The organism is Cohaesibacter intestini (assembly GCF_003324485.1).
GTDB lineage: Bacteria > Pseudomonadota > Alphaproteobacteria > Rhizobiales > Cohaesibacteraceae > Cohaesibacter > Cohaesibacter intestini.
Window position 1 is genome coordinate 190,388 of record NZ_QODK01000003.1, and the last position, 26,722, is coordinate 217,109.

22 protein-coding genes and 1 pseudogene are annotated in these 26,722 nt (G+C 56.5%); 11 read left to right on the forward strand and 12 right to left on the reverse strand.

Annotation, left to right across the window (positions count from 1 at the left end; genetic code table 11):
• Positions 1-265: 265 nt before the first annotated feature.
• Positions 266-1,123 (forward strand): N-acetylmuramoyl-L-alanine amidase, encoded by an 858-nt coding sequence (locus tag DSD30_RS11595; RefSeq protein WP_114009866.1) that lies wholly within the window; start codon positions 266-268, stop codon positions 1,121-1,123.
• Positions 1,124-1,191: 68 nt separating this feature from the next.
• Here the strand turns inward: DSD30_RS11595 and DSD30_RS11600 are convergent, their stop codons facing one another.
• Positions 1,192-2,184, reverse strand: coding sequence for a bifunctional riboflavin kinase/FAD synthetase (locus tag DSD30_RS11600; protein WP_245418451.1), 993 nt, complete (start codon positions 2,182-2,184; stop codon positions 1,192-1,194).
• A gap of 206 nt (positions 2,185-2,390) precedes the next feature.
• Entirely contained in the window at positions 2,391-2,825 is a 435-nt protein-coding gene (locus DSD30_RS11605) for a hypothetical protein (protein WP_114009867.1), read from the reverse strand.
• 327 nt (positions 2,826-3,152) lie between these two features.
• Between DSD30_RS11605 and DSD30_RS11610 the strand changes: the two genes are divergently transcribed.
• Positions 3,153-4,595, forward strand: coding sequence for an MATE family efflux transporter (locus DSD30_RS11610; RefSeq protein WP_114009868.1), 1,443 nt, complete (start codon positions 3,153-3,155; stop codon positions 4,593-4,595).
• A gap of 86 nt (positions 4,596-4,681) precedes the next feature.
• Here DSD30_RS11610 and DSD30_RS11615 read toward each other — a convergent pair whose 3' ends face one another.
• Positions 4,682-5,137: a MaoC family dehydratase gene (locus DSD30_RS11615; protein WP_114010401.1), complete on the reverse strand. Its 456-nt coding sequence runs from the start codon at positions 5,135-5,137 to the stop codon at positions 4,682-4,684.
• A gap of 558 nt (positions 5,138-5,695) precedes the next feature.
• On the opposite strand from DSD30_RS11615, the gene DSD30_RS11620 reads away from it, so the two are divergent.
• Both DSD30_RS11620 and DSD30_RS11625 read left to right on the forward strand, forming a co-directional pair.
• Positions 5,696-6,079, forward strand: coding sequence for a response regulator (locus DSD30_RS11620; RefSeq protein ID WP_114009869.1), 384 nt, complete (start codon positions 5,696-5,698; stop codon positions 6,077-6,079).
• A 344-nt stretch (positions 6,080-6,423) separates the two neighbouring features.
• Positions 6,424-7,143, forward strand: a complete 720-nt coding sequence (locus DSD30_RS11625) for a protein phosphatase CheZ (protein ID WP_198662927.1) — start codon at positions 6,424-6,426, stop codon at positions 7,141-7,143.
• A 178-nt stretch (positions 7,144-7,321) separates the two neighbouring features.
• Here the strand turns inward: DSD30_RS11625 and DSD30_RS22025 are convergent.
• Both DSD30_RS22025 and DSD30_RS11635 read right to left on the reverse strand, forming a co-directional pair.
• Positions 7,322-7,399 (reverse strand): annotated as a pseudogene (locus DSD30_RS22025) (4Fe-4S dicluster domain-containing protein); the annotation flags it as partial.
• A 65-nt stretch (positions 7,400-7,464) separates the two neighbouring features.
• Positions 7,465-9,150 (reverse strand): electron transfer flavoprotein-ubiquinone oxidoreductase, encoded by a 1,686-nt coding sequence (locus DSD30_RS11635; protein WP_114010404.1) that lies wholly within the window; start codon positions 9,148-9,150, stop codon positions 7,465-7,467.
• Positions 9,151-9,278: 128 nt separating this feature from the next.
• Between DSD30_RS11635 and DSD30_RS11640 the strand changes: the two genes are divergently transcribed.
• Positions 9,279-10,199 carry a uracil-DNA glycosylase gene (locus tag DSD30_RS11640; RefSeq protein ID WP_114009870.1) on the forward strand — a complete coding sequence of 307 codons (921 nt, stop codon included), beginning with the start codon at positions 9,279-9,281 and terminating at the stop codon, positions 10,197-10,199.
• 80 nt (positions 10,200-10,279) lie between these two features.
• Here the strand turns inward: DSD30_RS11640 and DSD30_RS11645 are convergent, their stop codons facing one another.
• From DSD30_RS11645 to DSD30_RS11660, 4 genes are all read right to left on the reverse strand, one after another.
• Positions 10,280-12,307: a HAMP domain-containing methyl-accepting chemotaxis protein gene (locus DSD30_RS11645; RefSeq protein WP_114009871.1), complete on the reverse strand. Its 2,028-nt coding sequence runs from the start codon at positions 12,305-12,307 to the stop codon at positions 10,280-10,282.
• 293 nt (positions 12,308-12,600) lie between these two features.
• Positions 12,601-14,283, reverse strand: coding sequence for a cell wall hydrolase (locus DSD30_RS22030; RefSeq protein ID WP_425359461.1), 1,683 nt, complete (start codon positions 14,281-14,283; stop codon positions 12,601-12,603).
• Positions 14,284-15,278: 995 nt separating this feature from the next.
• Positions 15,279-16,229, reverse strand: coding sequence for a methylmalonyl Co-A mutase-associated GTPase MeaB (meaB, locus tag DSD30_RS11655; protein ID WP_198662928.1), 951 nt, complete (start codon positions 16,227-16,229; stop codon positions 15,279-15,281).
• A gap of 82 nt (positions 16,230-16,311) precedes the next feature.
• Positions 16,312-16,947, reverse strand: coding sequence for a LysE family transporter (locus tag DSD30_RS11660; RefSeq protein ID WP_157967670.1), 636 nt, complete (start codon positions 16,945-16,947; stop codon positions 16,312-16,314).
• 406 nt (positions 16,948-17,353) lie between these two features.
• On the opposite strand from DSD30_RS11660, the gene DSD30_RS11665 reads away from it, so the two are divergent.
• On the forward strand, positions 17,354-18,361 hold the full coding sequence (locus DSD30_RS11665; protein WP_157967671.1) for an MBL fold metallo-hydrolase: 1,008 nt from the start codon (positions 17,354-17,356) through the stop codon (positions 18,359-18,361).
• Here the strand turns inward: DSD30_RS11665 and DSD30_RS11670 are convergent.
• Both DSD30_RS11670 and ppdK read right to left on the reverse strand, forming a co-directional pair.
• Positions 18,355-18,684 (reverse strand): hypothetical protein, encoded by a 330-nt coding sequence (locus DSD30_RS11670; RefSeq protein ID WP_114009874.1) that lies wholly within the window; start codon positions 18,682-18,684, stop codon positions 18,355-18,357. The two genes, DSD30_RS11665 and DSD30_RS11670, sit on opposite strands and share 7 nt — an antisense overlap.
• An 18-nt stretch (positions 18,685-18,702) precedes the next feature.
• Positions 18,703-21,432, reverse strand: a complete 2,730-nt coding sequence (gene ppdK, locus DSD30_RS11675; RefSeq protein WP_114009875.1) for a pyruvate, phosphate dikinase — start codon at positions 21,430-21,432, stop codon at positions 18,703-18,705.
• 346 nt (positions 21,433-21,778) lie between these two features.
• On the opposite strand from ppdK, the gene DSD30_RS11680 reads away from it, so the two are divergent.
• The 3 genes from DSD30_RS11680 (at position 21,779) to DSD30_RS11690 (ending at position 23,522) form a co-directional block, all read left to right on the forward strand.
• Complete coding sequence (locus tag DSD30_RS11680; protein WP_245418452.1) at positions 21,779-22,237, forward strand: ArsR/SmtB family transcription factor; 459 nt, start codon at positions 21,779-21,781, stop codon at positions 22,235-22,237.
• A 92-nt stretch (positions 22,238-22,329) separates the two neighbouring features.
• On the forward strand, positions 22,330-22,836 hold the full coding sequence (locus DSD30_RS11685) for an arsenate reductase ArsC (RefSeq protein WP_245418453.1): 507 nt from the start codon (positions 22,330-22,332) through the stop codon (positions 22,834-22,836).
• Complete coding sequence (locus DSD30_RS11690) at positions 22,836-23,522, forward strand: aquaporin (RefSeq protein ID WP_114009876.1); 687 nt, start codon at positions 22,836-22,838, stop codon at positions 23,520-23,522. Before DSD30_RS11685 ends, DSD30_RS11690 begins: the two co-directional genes overlap by 1 nt.
• Here the strand turns inward: DSD30_RS11690 and DSD30_RS11695 are convergent.
• Positions 23,515-24,747, reverse strand: a complete 1,233-nt coding sequence (locus tag DSD30_RS11695) for an MFS transporter (protein WP_114009877.1) — start codon at positions 24,745-24,747, stop codon at positions 23,515-23,517. The two genes, DSD30_RS11690 and DSD30_RS11695, sit on opposite strands and share 8 nt — an antisense overlap.
• A gap of 68 nt (positions 24,748-24,815) precedes the next feature.
• Here DSD30_RS11695 and DSD30_RS11700 point away from each other — a divergent pair, with 68 nt between their 5' ends.
• Positions 24,816-25,226 (forward strand): helix-turn-helix domain-containing protein, encoded by a 411-nt coding sequence (locus tag DSD30_RS11700; RefSeq protein WP_114009878.1) that lies wholly within the window; start codon positions 24,816-24,818, stop codon positions 25,224-25,226.
• Between the two features lie 142 nt (positions 25,227-25,368).
• Positions 25,369-26,721: a DUF3422 family protein gene (locus DSD30_RS11705; RefSeq protein WP_157967672.1), complete on the forward strand. Its 1,353-nt coding sequence runs from the start codon at positions 25,369-25,371 to the stop codon at positions 26,719-26,721.
• Position 26,722: the final 1 nt, after the last annotated feature.

Below are 26,722 nucleotides of genomic sequence, written 5' to 3' on the forward strand. Positions count from 1 at the left end.
TAATTCGACTGGCGGTCTGGCCTATGGCAATCGGGGAGAGCGGCGGCGGGCACCGCAAACTGGCAAATTTCATTTCAAACAGCGTGCAAGGCGCACTTTTCATCAGCATCATGTCTGCCTTCCGGTTCGGGCGCGACATTAATTCAAGCCTTTGACGAGCACAAGCCCTCTCTTTTGGCCCTTATACCGCCTTCCCCCCCTTATTCCCACTCGCTGCGGCCATGCAAGGCTCAAAGGCAATTGCCAACCGACAAAAGGGCCTGTCATGACCGATCTTTTCGCACCCAATCCCTACACGATCCGCAATCACCGCCTGTTCCATTTGGGCAATCCGATCCGTTTTCTGCGCTCCCCCAACCAGTCTGCAGACTTTGCCCCCCGCGGCATCATTCTCCATGACACTGCCGGACGGTTGGAGAAGGGCCATGCGGTCAACTGGTTCCTGAAGGCCGAGGCCCGCGCCTCCGCCCATCTGACCATTGAGCGCGACGGCTCGGTCACCCAGCAAGTGGGCTTTGATCGCCGCGCCTGGCATACAGGCAAGAGCCACTATCGCGACATGGACAATGTCAATGCCTTCGCCTTCGGCATCGAACTGGTCAATGTCGGCAAATGCGTCAAGTTGCGTGACAGCCACCTGCAAAGCTGGTTCAAGGAGCGCTATCGCGATGGCGCCGATGGCCTGTCCTTTGCCTTTGCTTCCAGCAAGGCCCATGGCAAAGGCTGGTGGCTTGATTATACCGAGGCACAGTTGCGCACCCTCACTGCGCTCTGTCAGGTGCTGATTGCGCGCTATGATCTGTCATTTGTTGCAGGGCACTGGGAGATTTCGCCGGGTCGCAAGATCGATCCCAACCCGCTCTTCCCGCTGCAAAACCTGCGTACCACCTTGTTTGGAGAGAAAGACGATCAGGCCGGACCACTTCTGATGGCCGACGCCAATCTGCGCCGCTGGCCATCCTATCACGACAATATCATCAAGGTTCTGGCGAAAGGCGCGTCGATCCATATCATCCGCTCGGGCACCTACAATGCCCTCGGCCATCCGGAAATCTGGCATCTGGTCGAAGCCGATGGCCAGCAAGGCTGGCTTCACCATTCACTGGTCGATCTCGGTGGTTGATCCGTGGAGACAAGGCCTGAAGCAAGAAGGCGTGGCAGTTTTTCCCGCTGGCCACGCCTGCGCTTGCGCTAGAGCCAGAGACGCTGCTCCAGCTCGGACAGGGGAGGGACGGCAGACAGCAGACAACGAGCTTGGGCGCTGTCGCGGTCCATTTGCTGGACCAACGCATCAAGGCTGTCAAATTTTGCCTCTTCCCGCAGATGGCCAAACAGGATCACCTTGACCTCTTCGCCGTATAGATCATCGGAAAAATCAAACACATGGACTTCAAAAATACGCGGTCCGTTGTCAAACATCGGCCGCCGACCAAAGCTGGCAACGCCATTATGCATCTCGCCATTCTCTCGCACCAGTCGCACCGCATAGACACCCTCTCGCAGACGGCTATTGTCCGGTAGGGTCATGTTGGCGGTGGGATAGCCGAGTTTGCGGCCATTCTTGGCGCCATGAACGATGGTGCCGGTAAAGAAATGCCTGTAGCCAAGCAATCGGTTGGCGGTGTCAACCGCACCATCTTCCAGCGCCTGCCGAATCCGCGTTGAGGAGACCGCGTCCCCTGAACGATCGGCTTTCATGTCGACAATGGTAACGCCAAACTCCCGTGCCTTGCCAGCATCGCGCAGATAGTCAGGCGTGCCGGCCCTATCCTTGCCAAAATGGAAGTCATAACCGGAAATCACTTTCTTCGCAGCCAGCCCGTCGATCAGCATGTCTTCGATGAAGCGATCAGGGGATTGCTGCGAAAAGGCAGTTGTGAAGGCCAGTGAGACCATGCCGTCAAGACCGAGCGCCTTGGCCAGTTGGGCTTTTTCCGCGTGCGGTGTCAACCGGAAGACCGGATGGTCCGGGCGAAAGACCGAGCGCGGGTGCGGCTCGAAGGTCAGCATGATGGCTTTCAGGCCCGCATCGCGGGCTTCCAGCATGGCATCTTCCAACACTGCCTGATGGCCGCGATGCATGCCATCGAAATTGCCGATCGCCACGACTCCGCCGCGCAAAGCTTCAGGCAGCGGCTGCTGGGGATGCTGGAGATCGATGAAAGAAGGGGCTATGGCCATCATGCGGGCAAGGTCCGTCCTGCCGACTGTGTCGAAAAGGCTGTCGATTGAGTGGGATGACGGACAATTCGGCCATTGGCGGCCCGGACTCTCCATCCTGTTTCTGGCGGGACGTTGCCCAACTCGCAAGGCAACGTCAAGGGAGGACTTCTATTTAGGCGCTTTTCCACGCACATCAAGGCAGCCGATTGGGGAAAGCGCAGACTTGCTCATTCCGATGGGCTTTCAGGATCGCCTTGCTGGGTCTCCCCAGCGGTGGTGAGAACGATCCGCACCTTGCCACTGCTCTGGTAGGCGGCCTGACCGCTCGCCAGCACCTGTTCACCACGCGTCAGGCGCGCCGAATAGGCGCACAGACCCTGCGCACAGTTTCGGGCATCCGCATTGGCGGGGACCAGATCAAATGGCACATGCTTGGCACCGGGGGTGGGTAGCAATTCCTGCGCGACCAAAGTGCGCGAGCCATCCTGAAGCGAGAGATAGACCACGTCTCCCTGCGAAGCCGCAAACAACCATTGCACCTCGCCGGAAACCCGCGTGCCGCTCGGGAACATCGAGCCAACGCCCTCGGTTACGGTCTGACATGCCGACAGTCCCACGATCATCAGCAGGGAAAGCACTGGGAGAAATCTGGTGTTGAGCATGAAATCCTCTTGCGTCGGTTTGAAAATAAACTGGTCACTATGGGGTCTGGTCTTTCGATTAAAGCGCGGGTGAAACGCCACGTTCAACCCTGCGACAGCAACGTGCCAATGTCCAGTCACGCTGTCGTAAAGCAGCAAACTTTATGCCTGTACTTCTGTTGGCAACATGGATAGTGTGTCGGCTCAAGTTACAGTTCCGGTGCTGCCGGATTATGGCGCCCTTTGGCAGGCGAGCCGATTCACTTTGATGGATGGGACCTGTCGCCAAGCGTTTGGCCCCCAGATCACGCAGTCATTCCGGATCTTCAGTTCAATTGGTGATACATTATGCTCGACCAGTCCAATGGGCCTGAAGGGCAAGGGAAATCTGTCTTTGACGCATCCCTTGCTTACACGCCCGATGAAAAAGGCACCTATATATCTGTCGGCGCAGAGTTCCGCGCGACATTGGCGCTTGCCTGGCCGCTGGTTCTGACCCAAGTGGCCCAGTTTTCCCTGCAAACCACCGACGTCATCATGATGGGGTGGCTGGGGCGTGATCATCTGGCCAGCGGCTCGCTGGCCAGTGCCTTGATGCACCCCCTTCTGGTCTTCGGCATCGGGGCTGTGACCGCAGTTGCCCCGATGGTCGCTCAGGCGATTGGGGCCGACGATACGCCATCCATTCGCCGCACCGCCCGGCAGGGCATCTGGATTGCTTTCCTGATTGCGGTCTTGCTGATGATAATCCTGTTTCAGGGTGAGAAGATCTTTCTTCTCGCAGGGCAGGAACAGGACACCTCGGCCATGGCCCAGTCCTATCTCAATTATGCGGCCTTTGCCCTGTTTCCGGCGCTCGGCTTTCTGGCGATGCGCGGACTGGTGGCTGCCCACAGCGAAACCGCCGTCATTCTGTTGATCACCATTGTCAGCATTTTTGTCAATGCGGCGGGGAATTATGTGCTGATGTTCGGCCATTTCGGCTTTCCGCGCATGGAACTGGCTGGCGCTGGTTTGTCGACCTCCATCGTCAACAGCTTCGTCTTTGTTGCAATCCTGTTCTATGTCGCCAGAAAGAAGACCTACCGCCCCTATGATCTGTTTGCCCGTTTCTGGAAGCCCGACTGGCCGCGTTTTTGGGAAATGCTGCGCATCGGGATTCCAATCGGTCTGATGATCATGATTGAGGTGGGGCTGTTCGCTGCAGCAACCATGTTGATGGGATGGCTGGGTAAGGATGCGCTCGCCGCCCATACGGTCGCCATGCAATGTGCCGCCTTTGCCTTTATGGTGCCGCTTGGGCTCAGTCAGGCCACAACCATCCGGACCGGATTGTCCTATGGCCGCAAGTCCCGCCACGGCATCAAGGTTGCTGGCTGGGTGTCTATTGTCATGGGCACCGGCTTTATGGTCGGCACCTGCGCTCTGTTCCTGACCATGCCAACCTTCTTTATCGGTTTGTTCCTCGATCCGAATGAAGCGATCAATCTGGTGCCTTACGGCCTGGCGGTTACCTTTCTTGCTTATGCTGGCCTGTTCCAGATCGTCGATGGATTGCAAGCCATGACAGCAGGGGCGCTGCGTGGTTTGGGGGACACGCGTGGGCCGATGCTGATTGCCCTGTTTGGCTATTGGGGCTGTGGCTTCCCGATCGCCTATCTGCTCGGTTTCAAGTTTGGCTGGCAGGGTGAGGGGATCTGGGCCGGTTTGGCCATCGGACTGGCCGTGACCGGCATCATTCTGGCGTTCCGCTTTCAATACAGAGAAAGACTGGGACTGGTCAAATTCTGATGGTCAGCATTGGCTTCAACATAAAAGGCCCGAACAACCGGTTCGGGCCTTTTGCATAAGATATGAATGATCAGGTGTCGGTGTGCCTATGCGGCAAGGGGCTTTTTCGGCGCCAACACGGTTGCCTCACCGGTCAGCACCTCCACATCCCCCACCTTGGCCAGACAATCGAGAATGACGCGGCGACCACGCGGCACCAGCTCGCGGATGGTCACCGAGACGACCAGCTCGTCACCGGGACGAACGGGTGCCTTGAACTGCATGGACTGACCCAGATAAATCGTGCCGACACCCGGCAGCTGCATGCCCAACAGGGTGGAGACGAGGCTGGCGGTGAAAATCCCATGGGCAATGTTGCCTCCAAAGCGACTTGCTTCGCCAAAGGCTTTGTCCACATGGATTGGATTATAGTCGCCGGACAGGTCCGCGAACGAGGCGATGTCCCGCTCGGTCACAATCCGGGTCAGGCTGACACTTTGGCCAACAGACATATCCTCGAAATAGACGGTGGTTGCTGGCTGACTGGTTTCTTGCACTTTCATGGGTGCCCCTCCTTCTTTTTTCTTGTTTGGCGATGATCTCAACAGGGCAACAGGACCATGGATGACTGATTGCATGGTCAGCCTGCTTTTTTTTACAGCGCCGTTTGATTTGAGCTTAGGCAACAATAGGAAATGGTGCAATGCAACAAACTGTCAATAAAACCAAAAAAGAGCGCTTGCCAACCTGTTTCTTGGCAGAAACCCGCCGTCAGCGCATGTACGTAAAGACACGTATTCGCACCTGTGGGGCGAAGCGGTGAATAACATCGCTGAAACATGGTTAATCAAAATAAAGGTTATGAAAGACTAAACAAAACCCTACAGTTGAGTAAATATTTGAGCAATTTCAGCCTGTTTGACAGTATTTCGGGTCAATTTCGTATAATTTCTACTGACAGCACGAGAGGCCAGTTAACCGCTTTTTTAAATCCTTGAGCTAGTCTCCAATCTTGATCAGGGAGGCGATTGACCCTGATGACATCAAAGAGACCAACAGTCTGAAAAGTCGAAAAGTCCGCTATTAAAGGCGGCAAAGCAGTGTGAGTTTGGAGTAAATAAATGGCCCTCGATCTTTCAATGCCGGTACTGGTTGTCGACGACTATAAAACCATGATCCGGATCATCAAGAACCTGCTCAAGCAGCTGGGTTTCGAAGATGTAGATGATGCAGCAGATGGCACCGAAGCGCTTGCGAAAATGCAGGACCGTCGTTACGGCCTCGTGATTTCCGACTGGAACATGGAACCGATGACCGGCTATGAGCTGCTCAAACAGGTGCGCGCAAGCGACAGCCTGTCCAAGACCCCATTCATCATGGTCACGGCCGAGTCCAAGACCGAGAACGTAATCGCTGCGAAAAAGGCCGGTGTAAACAACTACATTGTGAAGCCATTCAACGCGGCAACGTTGAAAACCAAAATCGACGCTGTTTTCGACAACTAAGTCAAACCAGTGCGACATCGCATCAACGCCAGACTGTTGATGTGATCATGTCGCCATTTCGATTGGTTGGTCGGGCCAGGTGCCGGGCGATATGCCCGGCCCAACGCCCCGGACAGGACCAGACAGATCGGATGGACGGTAAGCGCGCAGTTGCAGACCCATTCAACACAAAAACGGCAAGCCATTTCGTACATATCCCGTGCGAAAAAAGAGCCGGTGTAGCTGTTGAATGCGAGATTGTGCGGCCGATAACGACGATAGTGTCTTGGGCGCCGGATAGGGTGAAGCCTTTTCGTCAGCAAGGGCTGACACGCAACAGACGAACCGACCTGTGAGGGCATAAAATGTCGAAGGCAAAACAAATCAGCGCGGACAAAGTTGCGCAACTGGTCGCCTTTCTTGAACAGAATAAGGGCGAGGACGTCTCCCTGACAGACATCATGTCTCTGGCAGAGGTCATGGCGGACAGTCTGGATTCCCATCTTAAGAGCATGGACGGCACGCTTTACAACGAGTTTTTGGCAATTGCCGCTGAGATTTCGAATATGAAAGACGAAATCGCGGCGCTTCGCCCAGCGCAAATGCGCCACAATGCCATCCCCGAAGCCGGCCGTGAGCTAGATGCTGTGGTCGAGGCGACGGAAAAGGCTACCAATGTCATCATGTCCTCGGCTGAGGAAATCATGTGCGCCGATCCCAGTGACTCAGATGCCTATCAGGCTCTGGTCAATGACAAGGTGATCGAGATCTTCGAAGCCTGCTCGTTTCAGGATATCACCGGTCAGCGCATCAGCAAGGTTGTCCATGCTTTGAATGTCATCGATGAGCGTGTGTCCACTTTTGTAGATCGCATGAAGATGCAGAATATCGATGGCGATGACTTTGAAGAAAGCGAGCATGATCGCCGCAAACGCGAGCTAATCCTGCATGGTCCGCAGCATGACGGCGAAGGTGTCAACCAGAACGACGTCGATGCGATGCTGGCCGATCTCGATTTCAACGCCAAGCCGAGCAAGTCAGAAGAGGCGACCGCTCAGGATCAGATCGACGCCCTGTTTGACTGAGTGTTGATCGGCGTAGCGATTATTCAGACAAAATGCCACTTGGAGCCGCGCTTTGCGCGGCTTTTTCGTGCTGGCCGGAAATCCCTCAGCCCGACAGGGACAAGCAACAGACCAAGAAAGACAACAAGCCGCATAGGACCCCATATGCGGCTTGCTCGTTCGGGATGACGGAATCAAATCACATGTTCGGATAGGTCGGCCCACCCGCGCCTTCCGGCACGGTCCACATGATGTTGCCATTCGGGTCCATGATGTCACCAGATAGGTCATGAGCGCTAGGCGCTCATGACAAACCTATCGGCAGGAATGCGTGTGACATCCTTACATGTTCGGATAGGTCGGCCCACCCGCGCCTTCCGGCACGGTCCACATGATGTTGCCATTCGGGTCCTTGATGTCACACGTCTTGCAGTGGACACAGTTCTGGGCGTTGATGACATAGTTGACCTTGGACGGATCCTGCTCGTCTTCAACCCATTCATAGACACCGGCCGGGCAGAAATTCTTCGACAGACCGGCATAGACATCATGCTCCGACGTCTTCTGCAGCTCCATATTGCCGACCACCAGATGGCAAGGTTGGTCTTCCTCATGATTGGTGCCGGACAGGAAAACCGAACTTAGACGATCAAAGGTCAGTTTGCCGTCCGGTTTTGGATAGTTGATCGGTCGGCATTTCTCGGCGGGCAGGGTGCTTTCCGCATCGGTTTTGCCATGTTTCATAGTGCCAAATGGCGAGAAGCCAAACAGGCTGTTGAGCCACATGTCGAGTCCCCCAAGGGAGACGCCGAACGTCAGGCCATATTTGGCCCACAAAGGCTTGACGTTGCGCACCTTGAACAGATCCTTGCCAATCGGTCCTTTGCGCCAGCCATCTTCATAGGCGGTCAATTCATCATGGCTGCGCCCTTCGGCTACAGCACCCATCAAAGCTTCAGCCACCTCGATGCCGGAATCCATTGCGTTGTGGATGCCCTTGATCCGCGGTACATTGACGAAGCCTGCCGAACAGCCGATCAGTGCGCCACCCGGGAAAGTCAGGCGCGGCACAGACTGGTAGCCACCCTCGGCAATACAGCGGGCACCATAGGATACGCGCGTGCCGCCTTCAAAAGTTTCGCGCACAGCCGGATGGGTCTTGAAGCGCTGGAACTCCTCAAATGGTGACAGATGTGGGTTCTTGTAGTTGAGATAGACCACGAAACCGACCACCACCTGATTGTTTTCAAGGTGATAGAGGAAGGAGCCTCCGCCCGTGCCTTCAGACAGAGGCCAGCCAAAGGTATGCTCGACCAGTCCTTCTTCATGCTTGGCCGGGTCGATTTCCCAGAGTTCCTTGATGCCGATGCCGAATTTCGGCACGTCGCAATCCTTGTCGAGGTCATATTTGGCAATCAGCTTCTTGGCCAGCGATCCGCGCACCCCTTCACCGATCAGGGTATATTTGCCCAGCAATTCCATGCCGCGCATGTAGGTGTCTTTCGGCTGGCCATCTTTGCCAACGCCCATATCGCCCGTGGCAACACCGCGCACGGCGCCATTCTCGTCAAAGAGCACTTCGGCAGCGGCAAAGCCGGGATAGATCTCGACGCCCATGGCTTCTGCCTTTTCGGCCAGCCAGCGGCACAGATTGCCCAGTGAAATGATATAATTGCCGTGATTGTTCATCAGTGGCGGCATCAGGAAGTTCGGCAGGCGGATCCCGCCAGCAGGTCCAAGCAAACGGAACGTGTCTTTTTTGACGGCAACTTTCAGCGGGCAGCTGTCATCTTCGCGCCAATCGGGGATCAGGCGGGTCAGGGCAACCGGGTCAATGACCGCTCCGGACAGGATGTGCGCACCGACCTCGGAGCCTTTTTCAAGCACGACGACGGAAACATCCTCGCCCTTCTCTTCAGCCAGTTGTTTGATTCGAATGGCCGCCGACAGGCCCGCAGGTCCGGCTCCGACGATCACAACGTCGAATTCCATGCTTTCGCGTTCGGGGAGTTCGTTCATATCTGCCATCTGCAGGTCCTCTTCGTTCTTGGGTCGAGCGTCTTGGCGCTTCATGCATTTTCAAGTTGGCCGATGGTCACTTGTTGCCCTATAAGATATGTCTAGCGGAAAACGAAGCCGGAATCCAAGTGCACAAAATGCTAAACACTGTCACATCTGCTCATGACCTCGCTGCCCTTATCGAATGGTATGGCGCCATGGGGGCTGATTGCGCCTTGGATGACCTGCCTCAGGATCGGTTCGAGGAAAGTCAGCGTCAGGCCCGTGAGCGAGCCTCTGCGCGCACCGCCAGGGCGGCTGCTTCCGACAACAGGGCAAATGCGTCTCCTTCCCAACCTGTTGGATCGACGCTTACGTCAAAGTCATCGTCAAATCAATCCCGTCCTTCGTTGAATGCACCGCAGCATGGCCAACAGGAGGGGCAGGCGCCAGCCTTCCTCAATCCCGGCAGTGCCTCTGTGGTGGAAGATGCGCGACAGATGGCAGCTCAGGCTCAGACCCTTGCCGATCTGCGACAGGCGCTGGCAACCTTTGAGGGCTGCAGCCTGAAACTATCTGCCAAATCACTGGTCTTTGGGGATGGCAATCCCGACGGTGAGGTGATGTTCATTGGCGAAGCGCCGGGTCGGGATGAGGATTTGCAAGGCATTCCCTTTGTTGGCCGGGCCGGGCAATTGCTCGACAAGATGATGACAGCGATCAAGCTTGACCGGTCCAATAGCTATATCACCAACATTTTGCCGTGGCGTCCCCCGGGGAACCGCAAGCCCAGCATCGATGAACAGGCGATGCTGCAGCCCTTCATTCATCGCCATATCGAACTGGTCAATCCCAAACTGCTGGTCTTCCTTGGGGGAACAGCGGCGCAGCAATTGCTCGACAGCAAAGAGGGCATTATGCGGCTGCGGGGCCGCTGGCGGACCTATACGGTGTCCGGGCGTGAAATCCCGGCCATGTCGACGCTTCATCCCGCCTTCCTGTTGCGGACTCCCGCTCAAAAACGGGCGGCATGGCAGGATCTGCTCGAAGTGGCCGCCAAACTCGACAGCTTGCGATAACCATCCGCTTCGCTCAGCGAAACAAAAAGCCGCTCCCCCGAAGGAGAGCGGCTCTAATGGCTTGTCTTTGTTGGACTGACTTAAGCAGCAGCAACATCATTGAGGAAGCCGGAAACCAGCTCTTGCAGATCGTCCGCTCGTGCCGACACGTCGCGTGCTGCAACCAGAACCATTTCGGAGGCTTGCAAATTGCTGGCCGCGGCATGGGTGACGCCGTCAATATTGTGGTTGACTTCATTGGCCCCATCGGCCGCACGCTGCACATTGTGGGAAATTTCGATGGTTGCCTGTCCTTGCTCCTCGACCGAAGAGGCAATCATCGTGGCAGCGGACCCGACATTCTGCATTGTGGTGGCAATCTCGCGAATGGCGTTGACTGCATGGTCGGTTTCCGATTGGATCCCAGAAATCTGCTGCGAAATGGCTTCAGTGGCTTTCGAGGTCTGATTGGCCAGCTCCTTCACTTCGGCAGCCACAACCGCAAATCCCTTGCCAGCATCGCCAGCGCGCGCCGCCTCGATGGTGGCATTGAGCGCCAGCAGGTTGGTCTGTTCAGCAATCGACTGGATCATGGTAACCACTTCACCCACCTGTTGCGCGGCATTGGCCAGACTAGCCACCTTGGCATCGGTTTCCGAAGCCGCATCAACGGCACTTTGAACAACCTGCGAGGTTTCCGAACTGCGCGCTCCGATCTCGGCGATGGAGTTGGACAATTGCTCAGCAGCTGCGGCAACGGACTGAATGTTGTTGCTGGCCTCGCTCGATGCACGCGCTGCTGCTTCGGCTTGGGATGAGGTCTGGGTGGAGTTTGACGACAGGCTGGTGGCTGTGTCTTCCAACCCGTCGGTTGTTGCGACGACGCCATTCAGCATCGATTGCGAGGCCTCACGGAACCGGCTGATCAGGTCTTCAATCTGACTCTGACGCATGGCACGGGCTTCCTGCTCCTTCTCGGTCTCGGACATCAGGCGACGCCGTTCGACGGAGTTGGACTTGAAGACCTGCACCGCCTTGGCAATATCTCCGATCTCATTGCGTCGATCTCGGAAGGGGATGTCTGTTTCAATGTCACCAGACGCCAGACGGCTCATCGCCGAGATCAACTCACCAATTGGACCGATGATGCTGCGGCTGATGACAATGCCCAGAGCAATCGCGCACATCAGGGTCAGGCCACCAATCCAGAGAAAGGACCGATTGACCAGATTGCTCGCAGCCTGAAGATCCTGATTGGCTTTGTCGAACCCGTCATGGGCGATCGTGAGCAGCTGTTGAAAGTCCTGATCAACTTCGACAAACAACTGATGCAGGGCAGCCTGTTCCGCACTCGCAGTCAGTTGTAAATTGCGCCAGGCATCCAGAGCTGCCTTATACTCCGTCAGCAATGCGGAAAAACCCTTCTTGTCCTTGCTCGACAGCATCGCATATTTGAGCTGGCCGAGAAAATCGTCATGCAGCGTGTTGAACTGCTGCCAGTTGGCATCTTCCTGACTGATGACAAAGGATTTTTCCTGTTCGCGCATGGCCAGCATGGGAATGATCAGCTTGCTCTGCGATGATTTCAGCACGGATTGCTCCAGCGCCGCCGCCGACTGATTGACCGCCCCGAGCAATCCATCCTTGCCGTGGGTGCCAAGGGTGTTGATCTGCGCGACCAGTCCGTCGAAGGCTTGGTCGTAATGCGCGAAATCCTCGTCCACTTCCTTCAGATCGGCGACCACATGAGTAGCCGCGCTATGGTTGATCAGATCCGCAAGTGTTGATCGGATGGTTGCCATCTCGGCCTTGAAGTTTTTCAGTCTGGCCGCATCGCCACTGGTCAGGAAGGATTGCTCAAACTTCCGCAAATGCAAGAAATCAATCTCGATATCCTTGACTTTGGAAACCATGTAATTGTTGTCTTGCATCGTCGCCAGGGCCTGACTTTTCATCGTCATGCCGTAATAGTAGGTTCCCCCCAAAATCAGGACTGACAGCACCGCCAACAAGGTTAGACCGGCGATGCGATAATAGATTTTCATGTTTGTCAGGAAACCGAAACGGGTCGGAGCGGAGGCAATCTTGGAGGCCTCTTCGGGGGAGGGGACATAAGCGGACTTGAGCATGTGGATACCTTGCTGCGGGCAATCATTGATGCGCACCCCTGCAGCAACAGTGGATCACTTGATCGGGGAAGCCATTCAAAGTCGGGCATCAAACAAGGATCGGGCGCAAACGGCCTCGTTGCCGCGCGGGGAAGCGACTTCTGTCAGCACTATCCAAAAAGTCTGAACAGACAGTTATCATTCGTATAATGCGACAATATGCAGCGTGGCTGTGCGGCTGTTGCAATCATCAAGAGAAAAGGCGGATTGCTAACAATCCGCCTTTTAACGTCTGACTGGTCCTGTGGGGAGCCTTAGCTCCAGCCGCCGCCATAGGTCTTGTAGAAGACATGCAGGCCAATTTTTTTCAGCCGCTTCATGGTGCGTGCCCAGCGCGGGCGCACATAGGTGGCATGATAGTGGGTCGAAGAGCCGATCGACTTCATCCAGACCTCGCCATTGACCACCTGATTGGCAACTTTCCAAGCGGTATCCCAAGCTTCTTTCGAGCGGATGCGATCAGGAATGCGATCGCAGGCAAAGGAGAACTGACAAGCATTGCGACGGTGCTTGTTCTGATAGACAACCCCGCAGATTGTGTTCGGATAGGTCGGATTTTTCACCCTGTTCATCACGACCTGTGCGACCGCAGTCTGGCCTGCAACAGGCTCTGACCGGCTTTCGAAATAGATTGCGTTGGCAAGGCAGGTTTTCTGTTTTTTCGAGAAAGAGGATTTCGGCAGAGGATTGGTGACCCATGCATGCTCGCCACGCGCATCGATCTTGGCAACTTTCTTCTTTTTGCTTGAAAAGTTGAACCAGCTAGCGAAGGGAGATTTCTTCTCTTCGACTACATCCTTGTCACCGGACAGAGAGGCCAGTTGCAGCTCGGCCCGTACGGCCTTGCTCTTGGCCAGCGTCAAGCCTTCATTCTTGGTCTGAGCTGTCTGTTCCTGCTGTATTGCGGCCTCGTGCTTGGCCTCAAGAGCGGCAACCACAGGGGTAACATCAAGGGGCTGGGACACTTTGTTTTCTTCCTCGCGCGGCGCACGCATGCGAGGCAGGGTGGCAATGGTCACGGCCTCGGACGTGGCATCGGCAGGCGCAGACTTGGCCGGTGTCTCGTCGCCATCCAGCTGGCGATTGAGGTCTTCTACGGCGCCCAGAATGGTCACCTGATTGTCTTCATGAATTCGACCGGTCCGCTGTTCTGTCAGGATCGCATCAAAGGGAGCATCCAGCCCGTCCGCGGAATTGGGCGCATAGGCAAGCGCAGTATTCTCATTGCCTGTGGTGGCAGCAATCTGCTGAACAGGCTGTTTGGCATCATTGCTCTTATTGCTGGCGAAGAGGATCTCCGGGGCCTGTTCAATCACTTCTGGCAACAGGAAGCGGGAGGCGTCCGCCATCACCAGCTTCAGATCATCAGAAGGAGCAAAGGCTGCTTTGGGCAGTTCGACATGGGAGGCCTGTGAAAAGGGTCCACTCATCGTCCAGACCGACCCGGACCAATTGAGAGCGATGGCGCGGCGGCCATGGCTGACCCGATAAGGTTCCCAATGCCAGCGCAGGCGCCGGGCGCCCTTGGCCGAGCGATCGACTGCCAGCGTTTCGGGGAGCATGGCTGCGGTTGGATCTACAAATTGCGTGTCGCTGTTGATCTCGCCTTTGCTGGTCGTCGCCAGTTTGACAATGGCACCATCCAGTGACGCCTGCTCAACAGGACCATTGGTTCTGAACCGGGAGACCATCGATCCGGTGATCAACTCATCCTCTCGCGCTTGAAAAGCAAGGACGTCCTTGTCGCCACCGCGCAAGCGCGGCGTGTGGCCTGCGAGAATTTCCTTTGTCCATGCTTCCTGCCGAAGCTCGGCCAAAGACTTGCCTGCCATGCCTCTTTCGTCAAGAGATTGCGTGATGGAAAGGACCAGCCCGGATGCCAGCAACATGCGGGTGGTAAGACCAAGGCTCTTCTGGCCAAGCGTGGTTTTGGACATTCTGTCACCAATTTACACAACGCAACTACACAACACACTCACGCCGCCAAACAGGGCGGTTTGAGCCGGGGAACACCAAGACACACGGGTCCCGTTGGAGTTATAATGCGCTATTAACCTTGAAAGAGCGTTAACGCCGCTCTTTCCCACCGGGAGGCTCTTAAGGGGACATTAAGGCGAGGGCGTGGCGAGCGAGGAGGCGTGGTGCATCCCGCTTGGCGTGTGTTCCTACGAGCGGATAAAGGCTCACGCACACCCGCCATCCAGTAACGAGGTTGAGCGGCATTTTAACGGGGAGCTTTCTGGATGGGCTGCCAGCAGGAGTGATGTTCAGAATCGGGACGTCATTGCTTAACGACTGCGAAAGGATCTCTGCAAATTGAAAAGGCACATATGCAATTTGCAAAGCCGCGTTGATGAGAGGCACGCAGGGAATGTCGTCAAAGGAATGCTGAATGAAATACGCTGACTGAGGGAGGGTTTTGGGGGAAGGCCTCAGAAGGAAGGCGACTGTGGTCCAGACGTAAAAATGCCCGGACCTATATGATAGGCCCGGGCAAGTGTGTCTGCATATCGGCTCACATATCGGATTCAAACCAGCAAAGAATTCCGACATCAGGAGCGAAAGAAGAACAGTCCCCGCAGAATGTCCAAACGGCACCAAGAGCCAAAGCGGTGCCAAGCTCCGAGCCTTGCTGCAGACTTGACAAACTTAGCTCGAAATGGCGATGAAATCACCTGAAAAGTGTGCATTATTAGGGGTGGGTTATCAGATTATGGCAAATTTCCATATGTGATTGTGACTATCATAGGTGCAATTTAAACGCTTGTTAGGTTGCTTGGTTGCCTGAATATCTACGCATTTGCGGGCGTAATCGGTCATTTCTGCAACTGTACGAAAATAGGCAAATCGCGCTTGTGAGTGATGTAAATTTCTTGTGTATAGGCGTGTATTGCCGCCTGAATTTCGGGTCTGAGCCGCCACGACGTGTCTTTTACGCACCCGTCAAACGGTCGGAAAGGGTCTTTGTAATATTTGAATCGGCGGAAAAGGGACCATTGGATCGCGATAAAACGGCATCTGCATCAACCACCGTCAGGCCAAAACTTCCGAATTTGCAGCGGATCCGGTCAATCAACCATGCTCTGGTTTGTGACGCTCGTTGCCTCGCCAGTCGGCCCCCTTCACATAGATGATGATAATGGTGCTGAACCGCTTTGACCAAGGCTTCCAAACCCTCCCCTTCGGTGGCGGAGACCAACAGCACCGGCACGCTCCAGCTTTCTGCCTTGCGCAGGGCCAGAGACAAAGCACCTTCGACATCTGCGGCGGCGCGCCGGGCAGGCGCTCCCATGTCCGCCTTTGTTACAGCGACAATATCGGGCAATTCCATCACCCCGGCCTTCATGAACTGCAAACTGTCGCCTGAGCCGGGCTGGATGCACAAAATGATCGTATCCGCTGCATAGGCAATGTCCGCCTCCGACTGACCGATGCCGACGCTCTCCACAATCACCCGATCAAACACGGCCCGCATCAGCACGATGGCAGCCAGTGCCTCGTGAGAAAGGCCGCCAAGTCGATCCCGCGCCGCCATCGAGCGAACGAAAATCTTCTGATCCCCCGGATCGGTATCGAGCCGCGTTCGGTCGCCGAGCAAGGCCCCGCGGGTGAATTTCGAAGAGGGATCGACAGCAATCACCCCAACGCTCAGGTCTGCGGCGCGCCAATGACGAATGAGTGCATTGGTCAGGGTCGACTTGCCCACGCCGGGCGGTCCGGTCAGCCCAACCACATGCGCTGCAGCTGCTCTGGTCGCGTCATCCAGCAAGGCGGCGACATCCGGACTGCCGTCGCGGGCCTCGATGTCGCTGAGGGCACGGGCAAGAGCCCGTTTGCCGCCTTGTCGGATGCTGTCAAGCGTGAGGGGGTGGGGCTTTGCCACGAGGGTCTGACCTCTGCTGCTGGAATGGCCTTGAAAATGTGCTGTCTTCAACCTCTAGCACATGTGGAAAGGCGCTTCTAATCTACCATAGGCTTAAGGCCGAACTCCCTTGCCAAGCCATCCATGCCCCCCAGACAGCAAGGATCGCACCGGACAGAAAGTCGATCATCCGCATCAGCCCATCGGACACAAAGTGGCGCATCATCGCTGTCATCGACACCAGAAACAGCCACCAAAGCGCCGATCCGCTGAAGACGCCGAACACCAGCCAGTAAGCAGCCCCTTTCCCTGCCGCTGCCCCCACGGTCAGACCTGAAATCATGCCGACAAAGGCGAGGATGGTTGACGGGTTCGACAGGGTGAGAAGAAAAGTCGTACCATAGGCTTTCAATGGGGCATGCCCTGCGGGTGCTTTGGCCGGATCATGCGGCTGGACGTCAAGGCCACGCCGAAAGGTCGCAATACCCAGATAAAGAATGAGCAAGCCACCGCCGATCCGCATCCAGTCTCCGTGGCTGATCAACAGTCCGGACACGGCCAGCCCGGTTGCTGCCACCAGTCCGTAAAACCCGTCCGCTGTGGCAGCCCCCAACCCGGTCGCCAGTCCGACCAGACGCCCGTCACGCAAGGTTCTCCTTATACAAAGCAATCCGATTGGCCCGACTGGTGCAGCAATCGCCAGACCGATCAATCCGCCTTTCAGGAATATTTCCATCATATTGCCGTCCAATTGATTAACTTGACTGAATTTCTCTCTGCGTCAATAAATTATGTCAAAAAATATGAGGTAGTCAATAATTATTACTGAATTTTAGCTTCGTGAAGCGAGAAGAACGCGCAACCCCTTGTCCACATAGGGTTTGGATGATTTCAATATTCCACGCTGGTCCGAACAAGTGCAGGATTGCTCATCTCGATCCAAAATGTATGATGACCGGATATTTTGTTAGAGATGGTTTTGTATGTTTAGGCTCCCCTCAGTCCCCGGCTGGCCCTCTTCAGAGGCGCGCCGATCATGGCTAGATGTCGGGTTTTCAATTGTCTTGTTGCTGTTTTCCGCAATGGCTCTGACAGCCTGCAAAACCCTCTCGCATGGGGAGGGTGCGCTCAAGCCAAGAGCGTGGGTGGCCGAGCCGCATGAACTGGATGAGGATGAAACGCTCTACCGCAATATCGGCGCAACCTATCAGCCCACCGCAACCAAATTTGATTGGGCTCGCCACAGCCTGAAGCTGTTCTTCGGAGGCTATCCGGGCAAGGAAGGATTGCCTGATCATCATGTGATGGACGAAGAGACGGCCAATCAGCAGTTCCGGCAAGCCCTGCATCAGCCGGACAGTCTCACATGGTTCGGCCATGGAACTTTTCTGATCAATATCGGCGGCAAGCGCATCCTGACCGACCCGACCATTGCCCGCCGCATTGGCCTGTCGCCTGCTGCCATTGGACGCCTTGTGCCAACCCTGCCCAACTGGCGCGATCCGATTCTGGGGCTTGATCGTCTTGATGCGGTGCTGATCACCCATGCGGACTATGATCATCTTGATCTGACCAGCCTGAAGATGTTGAGGCAGAAATTTCCGCGCATGCAGATCATCGTGCCCGAAGGGACTGCACGTATGATGAGGGCTATCAAACATACCCCCATCAATGAAGTGGCATGGTACGACAGGCGGCAGATCGGGGCTGTTGGGATCGATTTTGTGCCCGCCATTCATGGTGTCCGGCGTCCGCCATTCGACCTCGATACAGCCCTATGGGGGGGCTATGTCCTGAGCCACAACGGGCGCAAGCTCTATTTGTCGGGCGATATTGCACTTGGCAGCGTCTATGAATCCATTGCCCGTCGCTACGGGCCGGTCGATGTCGCCATCGTGCCTGTCGGTGGCTACCAGCCGCAGCACTTCAATCGCGCCTTTCACACAACACCCGGCGGCGTCATTGGCATCGCCCGCAAGATGGGGGCCCGCAAGATCATTGCCAGCCATTGGGGCACTTATGCCCTGTCCGAAGAAACGGGGCGCACACAAAAAGCGGCCTTTCAGGCTGCAATGGCCAGCCAAAAAGGCCGCTCTGAAGGCGTGATTTTCAAAATTGGTGAGAGTCGACCGCTTTGGTCGCCCGGTCAGTGAAGGGTCGCGAACTGACTGTCATCCAGCAGGCTTAAGGGATCGGACGGATCCAACTGGATCGTCCAGGACGAAATATAGTCCACCTCTACAATTGCCCCGCTCTCGATCATCTGGCACTCGCCATCCTCGGCGATCTCCATGCCTTCCGGGTCATTGGGAATGGCAATCAGTCCCTCACCATTGGCCTGCTCGATGATCACATTGTCCGACTGGATTTCGGTAATCGGGCCATGGGTCTCCAGCCAGTCGATGACTTTGCCGTCTGCATCGACATAGGTGAGGCTGATAAACAGTTTTTTGCCTACAAGATCTTGCTCGGCCATGGTTTCAATCCGTAAGGCTCACGTCCGCTGGTGCCGTCTCAGCGTCGCTTGCGCGGCCGCCAGACGGGCAATGGGCACGCGGAAAGGCGAGCAGGAGACATAATCAAGCCCGATCTTTTCGCAGAAGTCGATTGAAGCCGGTTCGCCCCCATGCTCACCACAAATTCCAATCGTCAGATCTGGCCGGGCAAAACGACCCCGCTCGACGGCGATTTCCATCAATTCGCCAACCCCATCCACATCAATCGAGATGAACGGATCCTGCTCGACCACACCAGCCCGCAAATAATCCGAGATATAGCGCGCCGCATCATCGCGACTGATGCCATAGGTGGTCTGGGTCAGATCATTGGTGCCAAAGGAGAAGAATTCCGCAGACTCTGCGATTTTGCGCGCCTGCAAGGCAGCCCGAGGCAACTCGATCATCGTACCGATCTTGTAGCTGAGTTCCTTGCCGCTCTTCTTCATCACCTTTTTCGCCGTGGCATCGATCCGGGCCTTGACGAATTCCAGCTCTTCCTTGATCGAGACCAGAGGCACCATGATTTCCGGCTGCACGGGATTGCCGGTTTTCTCGGCAGCCTCAAGGGCAGCTTCAAACAGGGCGCGGGTCTGCATTTCTACCATTTCGGGATAGGAAATGGCAAGGCGACAACCGCGATGACCAAGCATCGGATTGAACTCATGCAATGCGTGGATCCGACTGGCCAGCACATCCTCGGCCACCCCAACAGCGCGCGCCACCTTGGCGATATCACCTGGCTCACTTGGCAGAAATTCGTGCAATGGAGGATCGAGCAGACGCACGGTGATCGGGAAGCCTGCCATGGTTTCAAACAGCGCGGCAAAGTCGGCTCGTTGCATCGGCAGAAGCTTGTTCAGTGCCCGTTCGCGATCATGGGCGTCGGTGGCGATGATCATTTCGCGCATCACCGAAATCCGGCCTTCCTGCAGGAACATATGCTCTGTGCGGCAAAGGCCAATGCCTTCTGCACCAAAATCCCGTGCAGCCTTCGCATCCTGAACGGTTTCGGCATTGCAGCGCACCTTGAGGCGACGGATGCCATCAACCCATTCCATCAGGGTGGCAAACTCGTCGGTCAGTTCCGGCTTCTCCATCGGAACTTCGCCCTTGAGCACCTCGCCGCTGCGCCCGTCAAGGGTGATCAGATCTCCTTTGTGCATCACTTCTGCGCCAACGGTCAGGGTTTCATCCTGATAGTTGATGCGGATCATGCCCGCACCGCTGACACAGGGAATGCCCATGCCACGGGCAACCACTGCCGCATGGCTGGTCATGCCGCCACGCGCGGTGACAATGCCTTGCGCCACATGCATGCCGTGCACATCTTCAGGGCTGGTTTCTGTTCGTGCCAGAATGACCCTCTTGCCATTGCTGGTAAAGAGTTCCGCATCCTTTGTCTCAAAGACCAGATGGCCCGATGCCGCGCCCGGTGAGGCTGCCAAACCCTTGGCAATGACGATCCGTTCGGCGCTTTCCGACAGGGTTGGATGCAACAATTCGTCCAGTGATCGCGGATCGACCCGCATCACGGCTTCTTCCTTGGAGATCAGTCCTTCGAGCGCCATATCGACCGCAATCCGCAGCGCTGCCTTGGAGGTTCGCTTGGCGGTGCGTTTTTGCAGGATCCACAGCTGACCACCCTCGATGGTAAATTCCAGCTCCAGCATGTCGCGATAATGATGCTCCAGTTGGTCGCAGATTGCCCGGAAGCGGGCAAAGGGCTCAGGCATCAATTCTTCCATGCTCGGCTCTGGTGAGCCATTGGCAAGCCGGGCGTCCAGCGTCAGTTCATACGGCGTCCGGTTGCCTTCAAGGACGTCTTCCCCTTGCGCATTGAGCAGATATTTGCCGGTCAGGCGTTTTTCGCCGGTATCCGGATCACGGGTATGGGCGACGGCCGTGGCCGAGCTTTCGCCCAGATTGCCAAACACCATCGCCTGAATATTGACTGCTGTGCCCCAATCCTCGGCAATATCATGGACCCGACGATAAGTGATGGCCCGCGCACTCATCCAAGAGGAACAGGCCGCTCCGATCGCGCCCCACAATTGCGCCCGAACATCTTGCGGAAACGGCTCGTCGAGTTCCTGCAGGATCAGCGCCTTGTAGCGCTCAATGATGCCTTTCCAGTCGTCTGCGCTCAGTTCGGTATCATAGAAAAGCGCGCGCTCGTCCTTGACCTCTTCGACAATATCCTCGAATTCATTCTGATCGATGCCCAGCACCATGTCGCCATACATCTGGATGAAGCGGCGATAGCTGTCATAGGCAAAACGGGCATTATCGGTCTCTTTCGCCAGGACCTCGACGGTTTCGTCATTCAGGCCAAGATTGAGAATTGCCTCCATCATGCCGGGCATGGTTTCCGGAGCGCCCGCACGGATAGACAGAAACAACGGCTGCTTGATGCAGCCAAAGCGCCGCCCGGACAGCTGTGCCAGCCGTTCAAGCGCTTCTTCGATCTGTGGTCCAAGGTCATCAGGATAGGAATGGTCGGTGGCCAGATAATGGGTGCAGAGCGCGGTGGTAATGGTAAAGCCCGGTGGCACTGGCAGTCCCAGATTGCTCATCTCAGCCAGATGCGCGCCCTTGCTGCCGAGCAACGCACGCATGTCAGCGCGCCCGTCGGCTTGCCCACCGCCATAGCTATAGACCCATTTGGTCGGCCCGTTGGTCGCCCCGTTGGTCGCCCCGTTGGTCGCCCCGTTGGTCGATTGACCCATGCCACATTCCTCTCTGCTTCCGAGACTTGTGTACCCGCCTGACCGACCAGATCAAGACGAAAGTCGTGAAATTCTCTTTTTTCTGCCGGTTTCGCCAAGTTTGGCCTTGGTCGTGCACAAGCAAGGTTGGCGGCAACGGTCGGGGCAGAGCTGCGGATTGGTGACTATAGTCAAGCGATTGCTGCAATGCAATATGACAAACTGCCCTCATCCGCATCTCTCCAATAGGCTAGATGCTGCGATCATCAAGACGGGGATGCAGGTCTTGCCGTCTGCTTTTGTCATGGGACTGTCATTAATCGTCGATAAATGTCGACAAAACGATCGCAAATGGTGGGGCAACAAGATGGCAGAACGCCAACGACAGGCAACCAAGACAGCAAATGAGGCCGCGCAGACAGACCTCGTGGATCAAGCGCGCCTTGAGGCGGACTGTCGTGAAGAAAATGCCCTGGTTGCGCAGCAGCAGGCCTTGATGATCCTCTCGGCCCTTGGACAGGAAACCCGGCTCAAAGCGTTCCGCCTTCTATCGGTGGCGGGAGACGAGGGGATCGGGGCAGGGGGACTGGCCAAACATCTGGGCACCCCGCACAACACCCTGTCGACCCATCTGGCGATCCTCAGTCGTGCCGGACTGATTACTTCTGAGCGTTCAGGGCGCAACATCACCTACCGGATCGTGCCGGAAAGCCTTAGCAACCTGCTGCTTTTCCTACTGGATGACTGCTGCAACGCCATGCCCGAGGCCTGCATGCCAAAGAGTCTGCTGGAGAGCTTGCGCCTGGGTGCTGGCTCGTCTGCCTGATTGGCGCTGATTGAGCGAAAAGACAGAACACAAAGATGATGACAGTCCGGGTTGGCCCAAATGGCGGACCACCCTTTTTCGGAACCAAGATGATGCAGAACATTCTTTTCCTTTGTACCGGCAATTCAGCCCGGTCAATTCTGGCAGAAGCCATTCTGAACCGGGTTGGTGCAGGTCGCTTCACGGCCTTTTCCGCCGGCAGCCAGCCAAAGGGCGAGCCGAACCCATGGGCGTTGGGTCTCCTGCAAAGCCAGCAGTTCGACCTTTCTGACTTTCGCTCCAAGAGTTGGGATGAGTTCGCTGCGGAAACTGCACCCCAGATGCATCACATCATCACAGTCTGCGACAATGCCGCAGGCGAAGCCTGCCCAATCTGGCCCGGCAAACCCGCCACCGCCCATTGGGGCATTCCCGATCCGGCAGCCGCCTCCGGTGATGACAAGGACATGAAATTGGCCTTTCTCACCGCTTATGCGCAAATGTCCGACCGGATTGGCCGCTTTGTCTCGTTGCCAATTGAACAGATGTCCCGTCAAGAAATAGCCGCTTCCATGGCTGATATTGGCAGCTTTTCCGGCGCAACCGGAGGGCCGCGCTAATGGCATCGAGCAACAGAGCGCAATTGGCAGCAGAGTGCCTTGGCACCGGAGCGCTGGTCTGCACCGTCGTTGGCTCCGGCATCATGGCGGAAAATCTGGCAGGCGGAAATGTCGCCATTGCCCTTCTGGGCAACACCATTCCCACCGGGGCGATCCTGTTTGTCCTGATCACCATGCTGGGGCCGATCTCCGGTGCGCATTTCAATCCAGCAGTGACGCTGGTCTTCACCTTGCGCAAGGAACTGGCCCTTTCCAAAGCCGGGGCCTTTGTGACAGCCCAGATTCTTGGTGGCATTCTGGGTTGTTGGCTGGCAAATTATATGTTTGAGCTGGATGTCTTCCAGATCTCGGAGAAACTTCGCACCGGCCCCAGCCAGTGGGTGTCCGAAATCACGGCGACTGTCGGTCTGGTGCTGACGATCCTTGTTTGCCTGCGGTCCAGACCAGAGGCCATTCCGGTAGCTGTCGGGCTCTACATCACCGCGGCCTACTGGTTCACGTCTTCGACCAGCTTCGCCAATCCTGCGGTCGCGATCGCTCGGATCTTTTCCAACACCTTTGCGGGCATTCGACCTCAGGACGCGATGCTCTTCATTCTCTGCCAGATTGTGGGTGCGGTCCTTGCCCTTGTTGTCAGCCGCTTGCTGCTCGAAGAGGACAAGGACACCGTCTCGGACGTTATCTAGGGGATGCGGGGCGCAAGGCCTGAACAAAAGCGATGCCCGCCACAAGCGCCAGCATGCCGCCAAATAGCCCGAACGCCCCCTGAAAGCCAAAGGCGGTAATCACCGGTATGCTGGCCAAGGGTGAGAGCAACTGACCCAGAAAGATTGATGTGCTGAGGATGCCACTGGCCCGTCCGCGATGGCTTTCCGGCGCCAGTTGCAGCATCAGAGTGACAAAATTGGGCATCACCAGAGCAAAGCCAAATCCGACGCTTGCCGCACCCGATGCAAGCCCCCACACGCCTCCATCCAAAGCCATCAACCCCATGCCGAGCGCCATCAGGGCATAGCCGCTGCCAAAGACGATCACATAAGGGACGCGCCGCTTGAGCCAGCCATACCAAAGCGCAGCAACCCCTCCGAAGAACATCAGCACGGCAAGCAGAATGCCGGTCATCGCGCCGCTGTCATAGCCCAGATCCTGAAGATAAAAGGGCAGCTGGGTTGGCATCAGGAAAAAGCACAGGCTGGTAAAGCCTTGCAAGGTCGCCAACGCCAGCAATTGTCCGAACCAGCCTGCATGATCACTTTCGCTGTCCCTCTCTTGTGGATCGGTGTGCGGCCTGTGCGCCGCGCCGTCTTCTCTCTGATGAGCTGAGCTGATGTCATGCAGGCTGAGCGCCGCCAGTGGCAAGAGCAGAATCGCCAGCCCATAGACCAGAAAGGGCAGGTGTGGTGACAGTCCGGCCAGCCATCCGGCCAGCGCAATAAAGACCAGACCGCCAAGGTTCCGTGCCGATATCTGCAAACCATTGAGCGTGGCCCGACGGGAGCCTGTAAACAAATCTCCAACAAATGTTGTTTGCGCTGTCATGATCAGAGCCACGCCCACCCCCAGCAGCAACCGAGTGCCAAAGATCAGCGATAGATCCTCAAGGAAATAACCGGCAGGTCCCGCCAGCACGAACAGGACAAGCCCGAGCATCAGCACTCGTTTGCGTCCATGACGATCCACCGCCATGCCGGCCATGGATGCAAAGAGGATGATCGACAGAGATGGTGCTGGCACCAACAGCCGGATCAACAGGGCTGCATGGGGCTGATCGCCATAGGCGGCTTCCAGCCCGGTCAGCGCCGGGGCGATGGTGGCATTGGCCATGGTCGTCAGACTGGCGGCAAACAGCAAGGCCCAGACGCGAGGGTCGCGGGCAAGGGATGGCGAGTGGGCTGGATAGGCTATTGTCATGACACGTCCTCTTGCATGAATTGGTCTTCGATGGCAGGCTACAAGTTCAAGTCAACTTGAGGTCAAGCATGAAATTTCTCGATATCGGCACTGTCTCCGAACAAACTGGATTGCCCTCGTCCACACTGCGCTATTATGAAGAAATCGGCCTGATCGAAAGCGTCGGACGCAACGGGCTCCGGCGACAATATGAGCCGCGTGTGCTGACCCAGTTATCGCTCATCGCTCTTGGCAAGAGCGCCGGATTCTCTCTTGAGGACATAGCCAGAATGTTTGGCCCGGAAGGCCAGCCGGACCTGCCGCGTGACGAGCTACATGCCCGGGCAGATGCCCTTGATCAACAGATCAAACACATGACCGCGCTCAGCAAGGCGCTTCGCCATGTTGCCGATTGTCCGGCCCCCAGCCACATGGAATGCCAGACCTTCAAGCGGATGGTGCGCATTGCAGGCAAACGCAATCCCGCTAGGAAGACATAGGACCGGGATGCCGGTTCATGCGCATAGCTACTAACCCTGCGACGCAATGTCCCACCTGTCCCGAATGGTTGACCCGGCCGCGCGCCTCGGGCTTAGTGACAGGGTGAGCATGGCTTGCAAGTGCAGGGAGGGGAGTGCCAAGATGACCGGAAAGATCCAACAGGGTGAGCGCAATTGGCAGCATTCCCTGCGCGAGCCAATGATCGATGAACTGCATGCCCGGCCATTTTTGCGGTTGAAAGCCCCTTGCCGGCTTGCCTATATCGCCTTGAAGCCGGAACAGGATGGCAGCCACACGGCCGATCTGTCCCGGGCACAGCTTGTGGCCTTTCTGGCGCGATTTGGTGCCGCCCCTCCGGATGAAGACGCCGTCTATCACTCCGCCGATTTGGGGGATATGGTGCTCAAATGGGAGCATCATTCAGAGTTCGCCACCTACACCCTTTTCGGTTGCAAGACGGTTGAGCATGAAGACAACTTTGCCCATTTTCTCCATCGCCATTTTGCGGCTGAATGGCTCAACGCCTTTGACGGCAAGATCATCAGTTCTGTGACTGCCCGGATTGACCTGGTGCCCGATGAGACAGCCCTTGATGCCCATCTGTCTGAACGGGCGGAAGACTGGTTCGGGGTCAACGCGACATATTCCGCTGCTTTCGTCACCGATCAATCCGCCGCCATCGCCGCGGACTTCACCACCGACAAAGACGGTCATATGCGGATCGCCATGCTGGCAAATGGCGGTATTGGTCCGGGTCGGACCGGCCGTGCCATGCAGCGGATGCTTGAAATTGAAACCTATCGCGCCATGTCAATGCTGACGCTGCCCGTCGCGCGCCACATTCTGGGCCAGTTGGGACGGTTGAACCAGTCGCTGTCAGAGACGGTCGAGGCCATGAGTGCCAAGCAGCGCGACGCTGGCGAGAGCCTTGAGGATTTGCTGCATATCTCGTCCGATCTGGCTTTGCTGTCGGCCCGCTCAGCTTTCCGCTTCAGCGCTGCACGGGCCTATGAGACATTGGTCAGGCAGCGCATCGAGCTGCTGCGTGAAGAGCGGATCCTTGGACGGCAAATGTTCGCGGAGTTCATGAAACGTCGCTATAGCCCCAGTATGCGCACTTGCCATTCCGCCCATGCCCAATTGGAAGACATCTCTGACCGCACGGCCCACGCTGCCGATTTGCTCAGTACCCGCGTGTCGGTCACCACGGCTGAACAGAACCGCAATCTGCTTGCGAAAATGGATACAAGAGCCGCCCAGCAGGCCCGTTTGCAGGAGACGGTCGAAGGTATCTCGGTCGTTGCCATTTCCTATTATGCAGTCAGCCTGTTGAGCTATTTGCTGGCGCCTCTGACCAAAATGCTGCCCGTGAGCAAAACCATGCTGTCAGCCGCGCTTGTCATCCCTGTGGCGCTTTTGGTCTGGACTGGCATGCATCGCTTGAAAAAGAGGCTGATCCGCGAGCCGAATGGCAAAATCGACAAGACCCAATGAC

Excerpts from the sequence above, each read along its gene's own strand:
- DSD30_RS11595 (WP_114009866.1), top strand. The coding sequence starts at position 266 with ATGACCGATCTTTTCGCACCCAATCCCTACACGATCCGCAATCACCGC.
- DSD30_RS11600 (WP_245418451.1), bottom strand. The coding sequence starts at position 2,184 with ATGATGGCCATAGCCCCTTCTTTCATCGATCTCCAGCATCCCCAGCAG.
- DSD30_RS11605 (WP_114009867.1), bottom strand. The coding sequence starts at position 2,825 with ATGCTCAACACCAGATTTCTCCCAGTGCTTTCCCTGCTGATGATCGTG.
- DSD30_RS11610 (WP_114009868.1), top strand. The coding sequence starts at position 3,153 with ATGCTCGACCAGTCCAATGGGCCTGAAGGGCAAGGGAAATCTGTCTTT.
- DSD30_RS11615 (WP_114010401.1), bottom strand. The coding sequence starts at position 5,137 with ATGAAAGTGCAAGAAACCAGTCAGCCAGCAACCACCGTCTATTTCGAG.
- DSD30_RS11620 (WP_114009869.1), top strand. The coding sequence starts at position 5,696 with ATGGCCCTCGATCTTTCAATGCCGGTACTGGTTGTCGACGACTATAAA.
- DSD30_RS11625 (WP_198662927.1), top strand. The coding sequence starts at position 6,424 with ATGTCGAAGGCAAAACAAATCAGCGCGGACAAAGTTGCGCAACTGGTC.
- DSD30_RS11635 (WP_114010404.1), bottom strand. The coding sequence starts at position 9,150 with ATGGCAGATATGAACGAACTCCCCGAACGCGAAAGCATGGAATTCGAC.
- DSD30_RS11640 (WP_114009870.1), top strand. The coding sequence starts at position 9,279 with ATGCTAAACACTGTCACATCTGCTCATGACCTCGCTGCCCTTATCGAA.
- DSD30_RS11645 (WP_114009871.1), bottom strand. The coding sequence starts at position 12,307 with ATGCTCAAGTCCGCTTATGTCCCCTCCCCCGAAGAGGCCTCCAAGATT.
- DSD30_RS22030 (WP_425359461.1), bottom strand. The coding sequence starts at position 14,283 with ATGTCCAAAACCACGCTTGGCCAGAAGAGCCTTGGTCTTACCACCCGC.
- DSD30_RS11660 (WP_157967670.1), bottom strand. The coding sequence starts at position 16,947 with ATGATGGAAATATTCCTGAAAGGCGGATTGATCGGTCTGGCGATTGCT.
- DSD30_RS11670 (WP_114009874.1), bottom strand. The coding sequence starts at position 18,684 with ATGGCCGAGCAAGATCTTGTAGGCAAAAAACTGTTTATCAGCCTCACC.
- ppdK (WP_114009875.1), bottom strand. The coding sequence starts at position 21,432 with ATGGGTCAATCGACCAACGGGGCGACCAACGGGGCGACCAACGGGGCG.
- DSD30_RS11680 (WP_245418452.1), top strand. The coding sequence starts at position 21,779 with ATGGCAGAACGCCAACGACAGGCAACCAAGACAGCAAATGAGGCCGCG.
- DSD30_RS11685 (WP_245418453.1), top strand. The coding sequence starts at position 22,330 with ATGCAGAACATTCTTTTCCTTTGTACCGGCAATTCAGCCCGGTCAATT.
- DSD30_RS11690 (WP_114009876.1), top strand. The coding sequence starts at position 22,836 with ATGGCATCGAGCAACAGAGCGCAATTGGCAGCAGAGTGCCTTGGCACC.
- DSD30_RS11695 (WP_114009877.1), bottom strand. The coding sequence starts at position 24,747 with ATGACAATAGCCTATCCAGCCCACTCGCCATCCCTTGCCCGCGACCCT.
- DSD30_RS11700 (WP_114009878.1), top strand. The coding sequence starts at position 24,816 with ATGAAATTTCTCGATATCGGCACTGTCTCCGAACAAACTGGATTGCCC.
- DSD30_RS11705 (WP_157967672.1), top strand. The coding sequence starts at position 25,369 with ATGACCGGAAAGATCCAACAGGGTGAGCGCAATTGGCAGCATTCCCTG.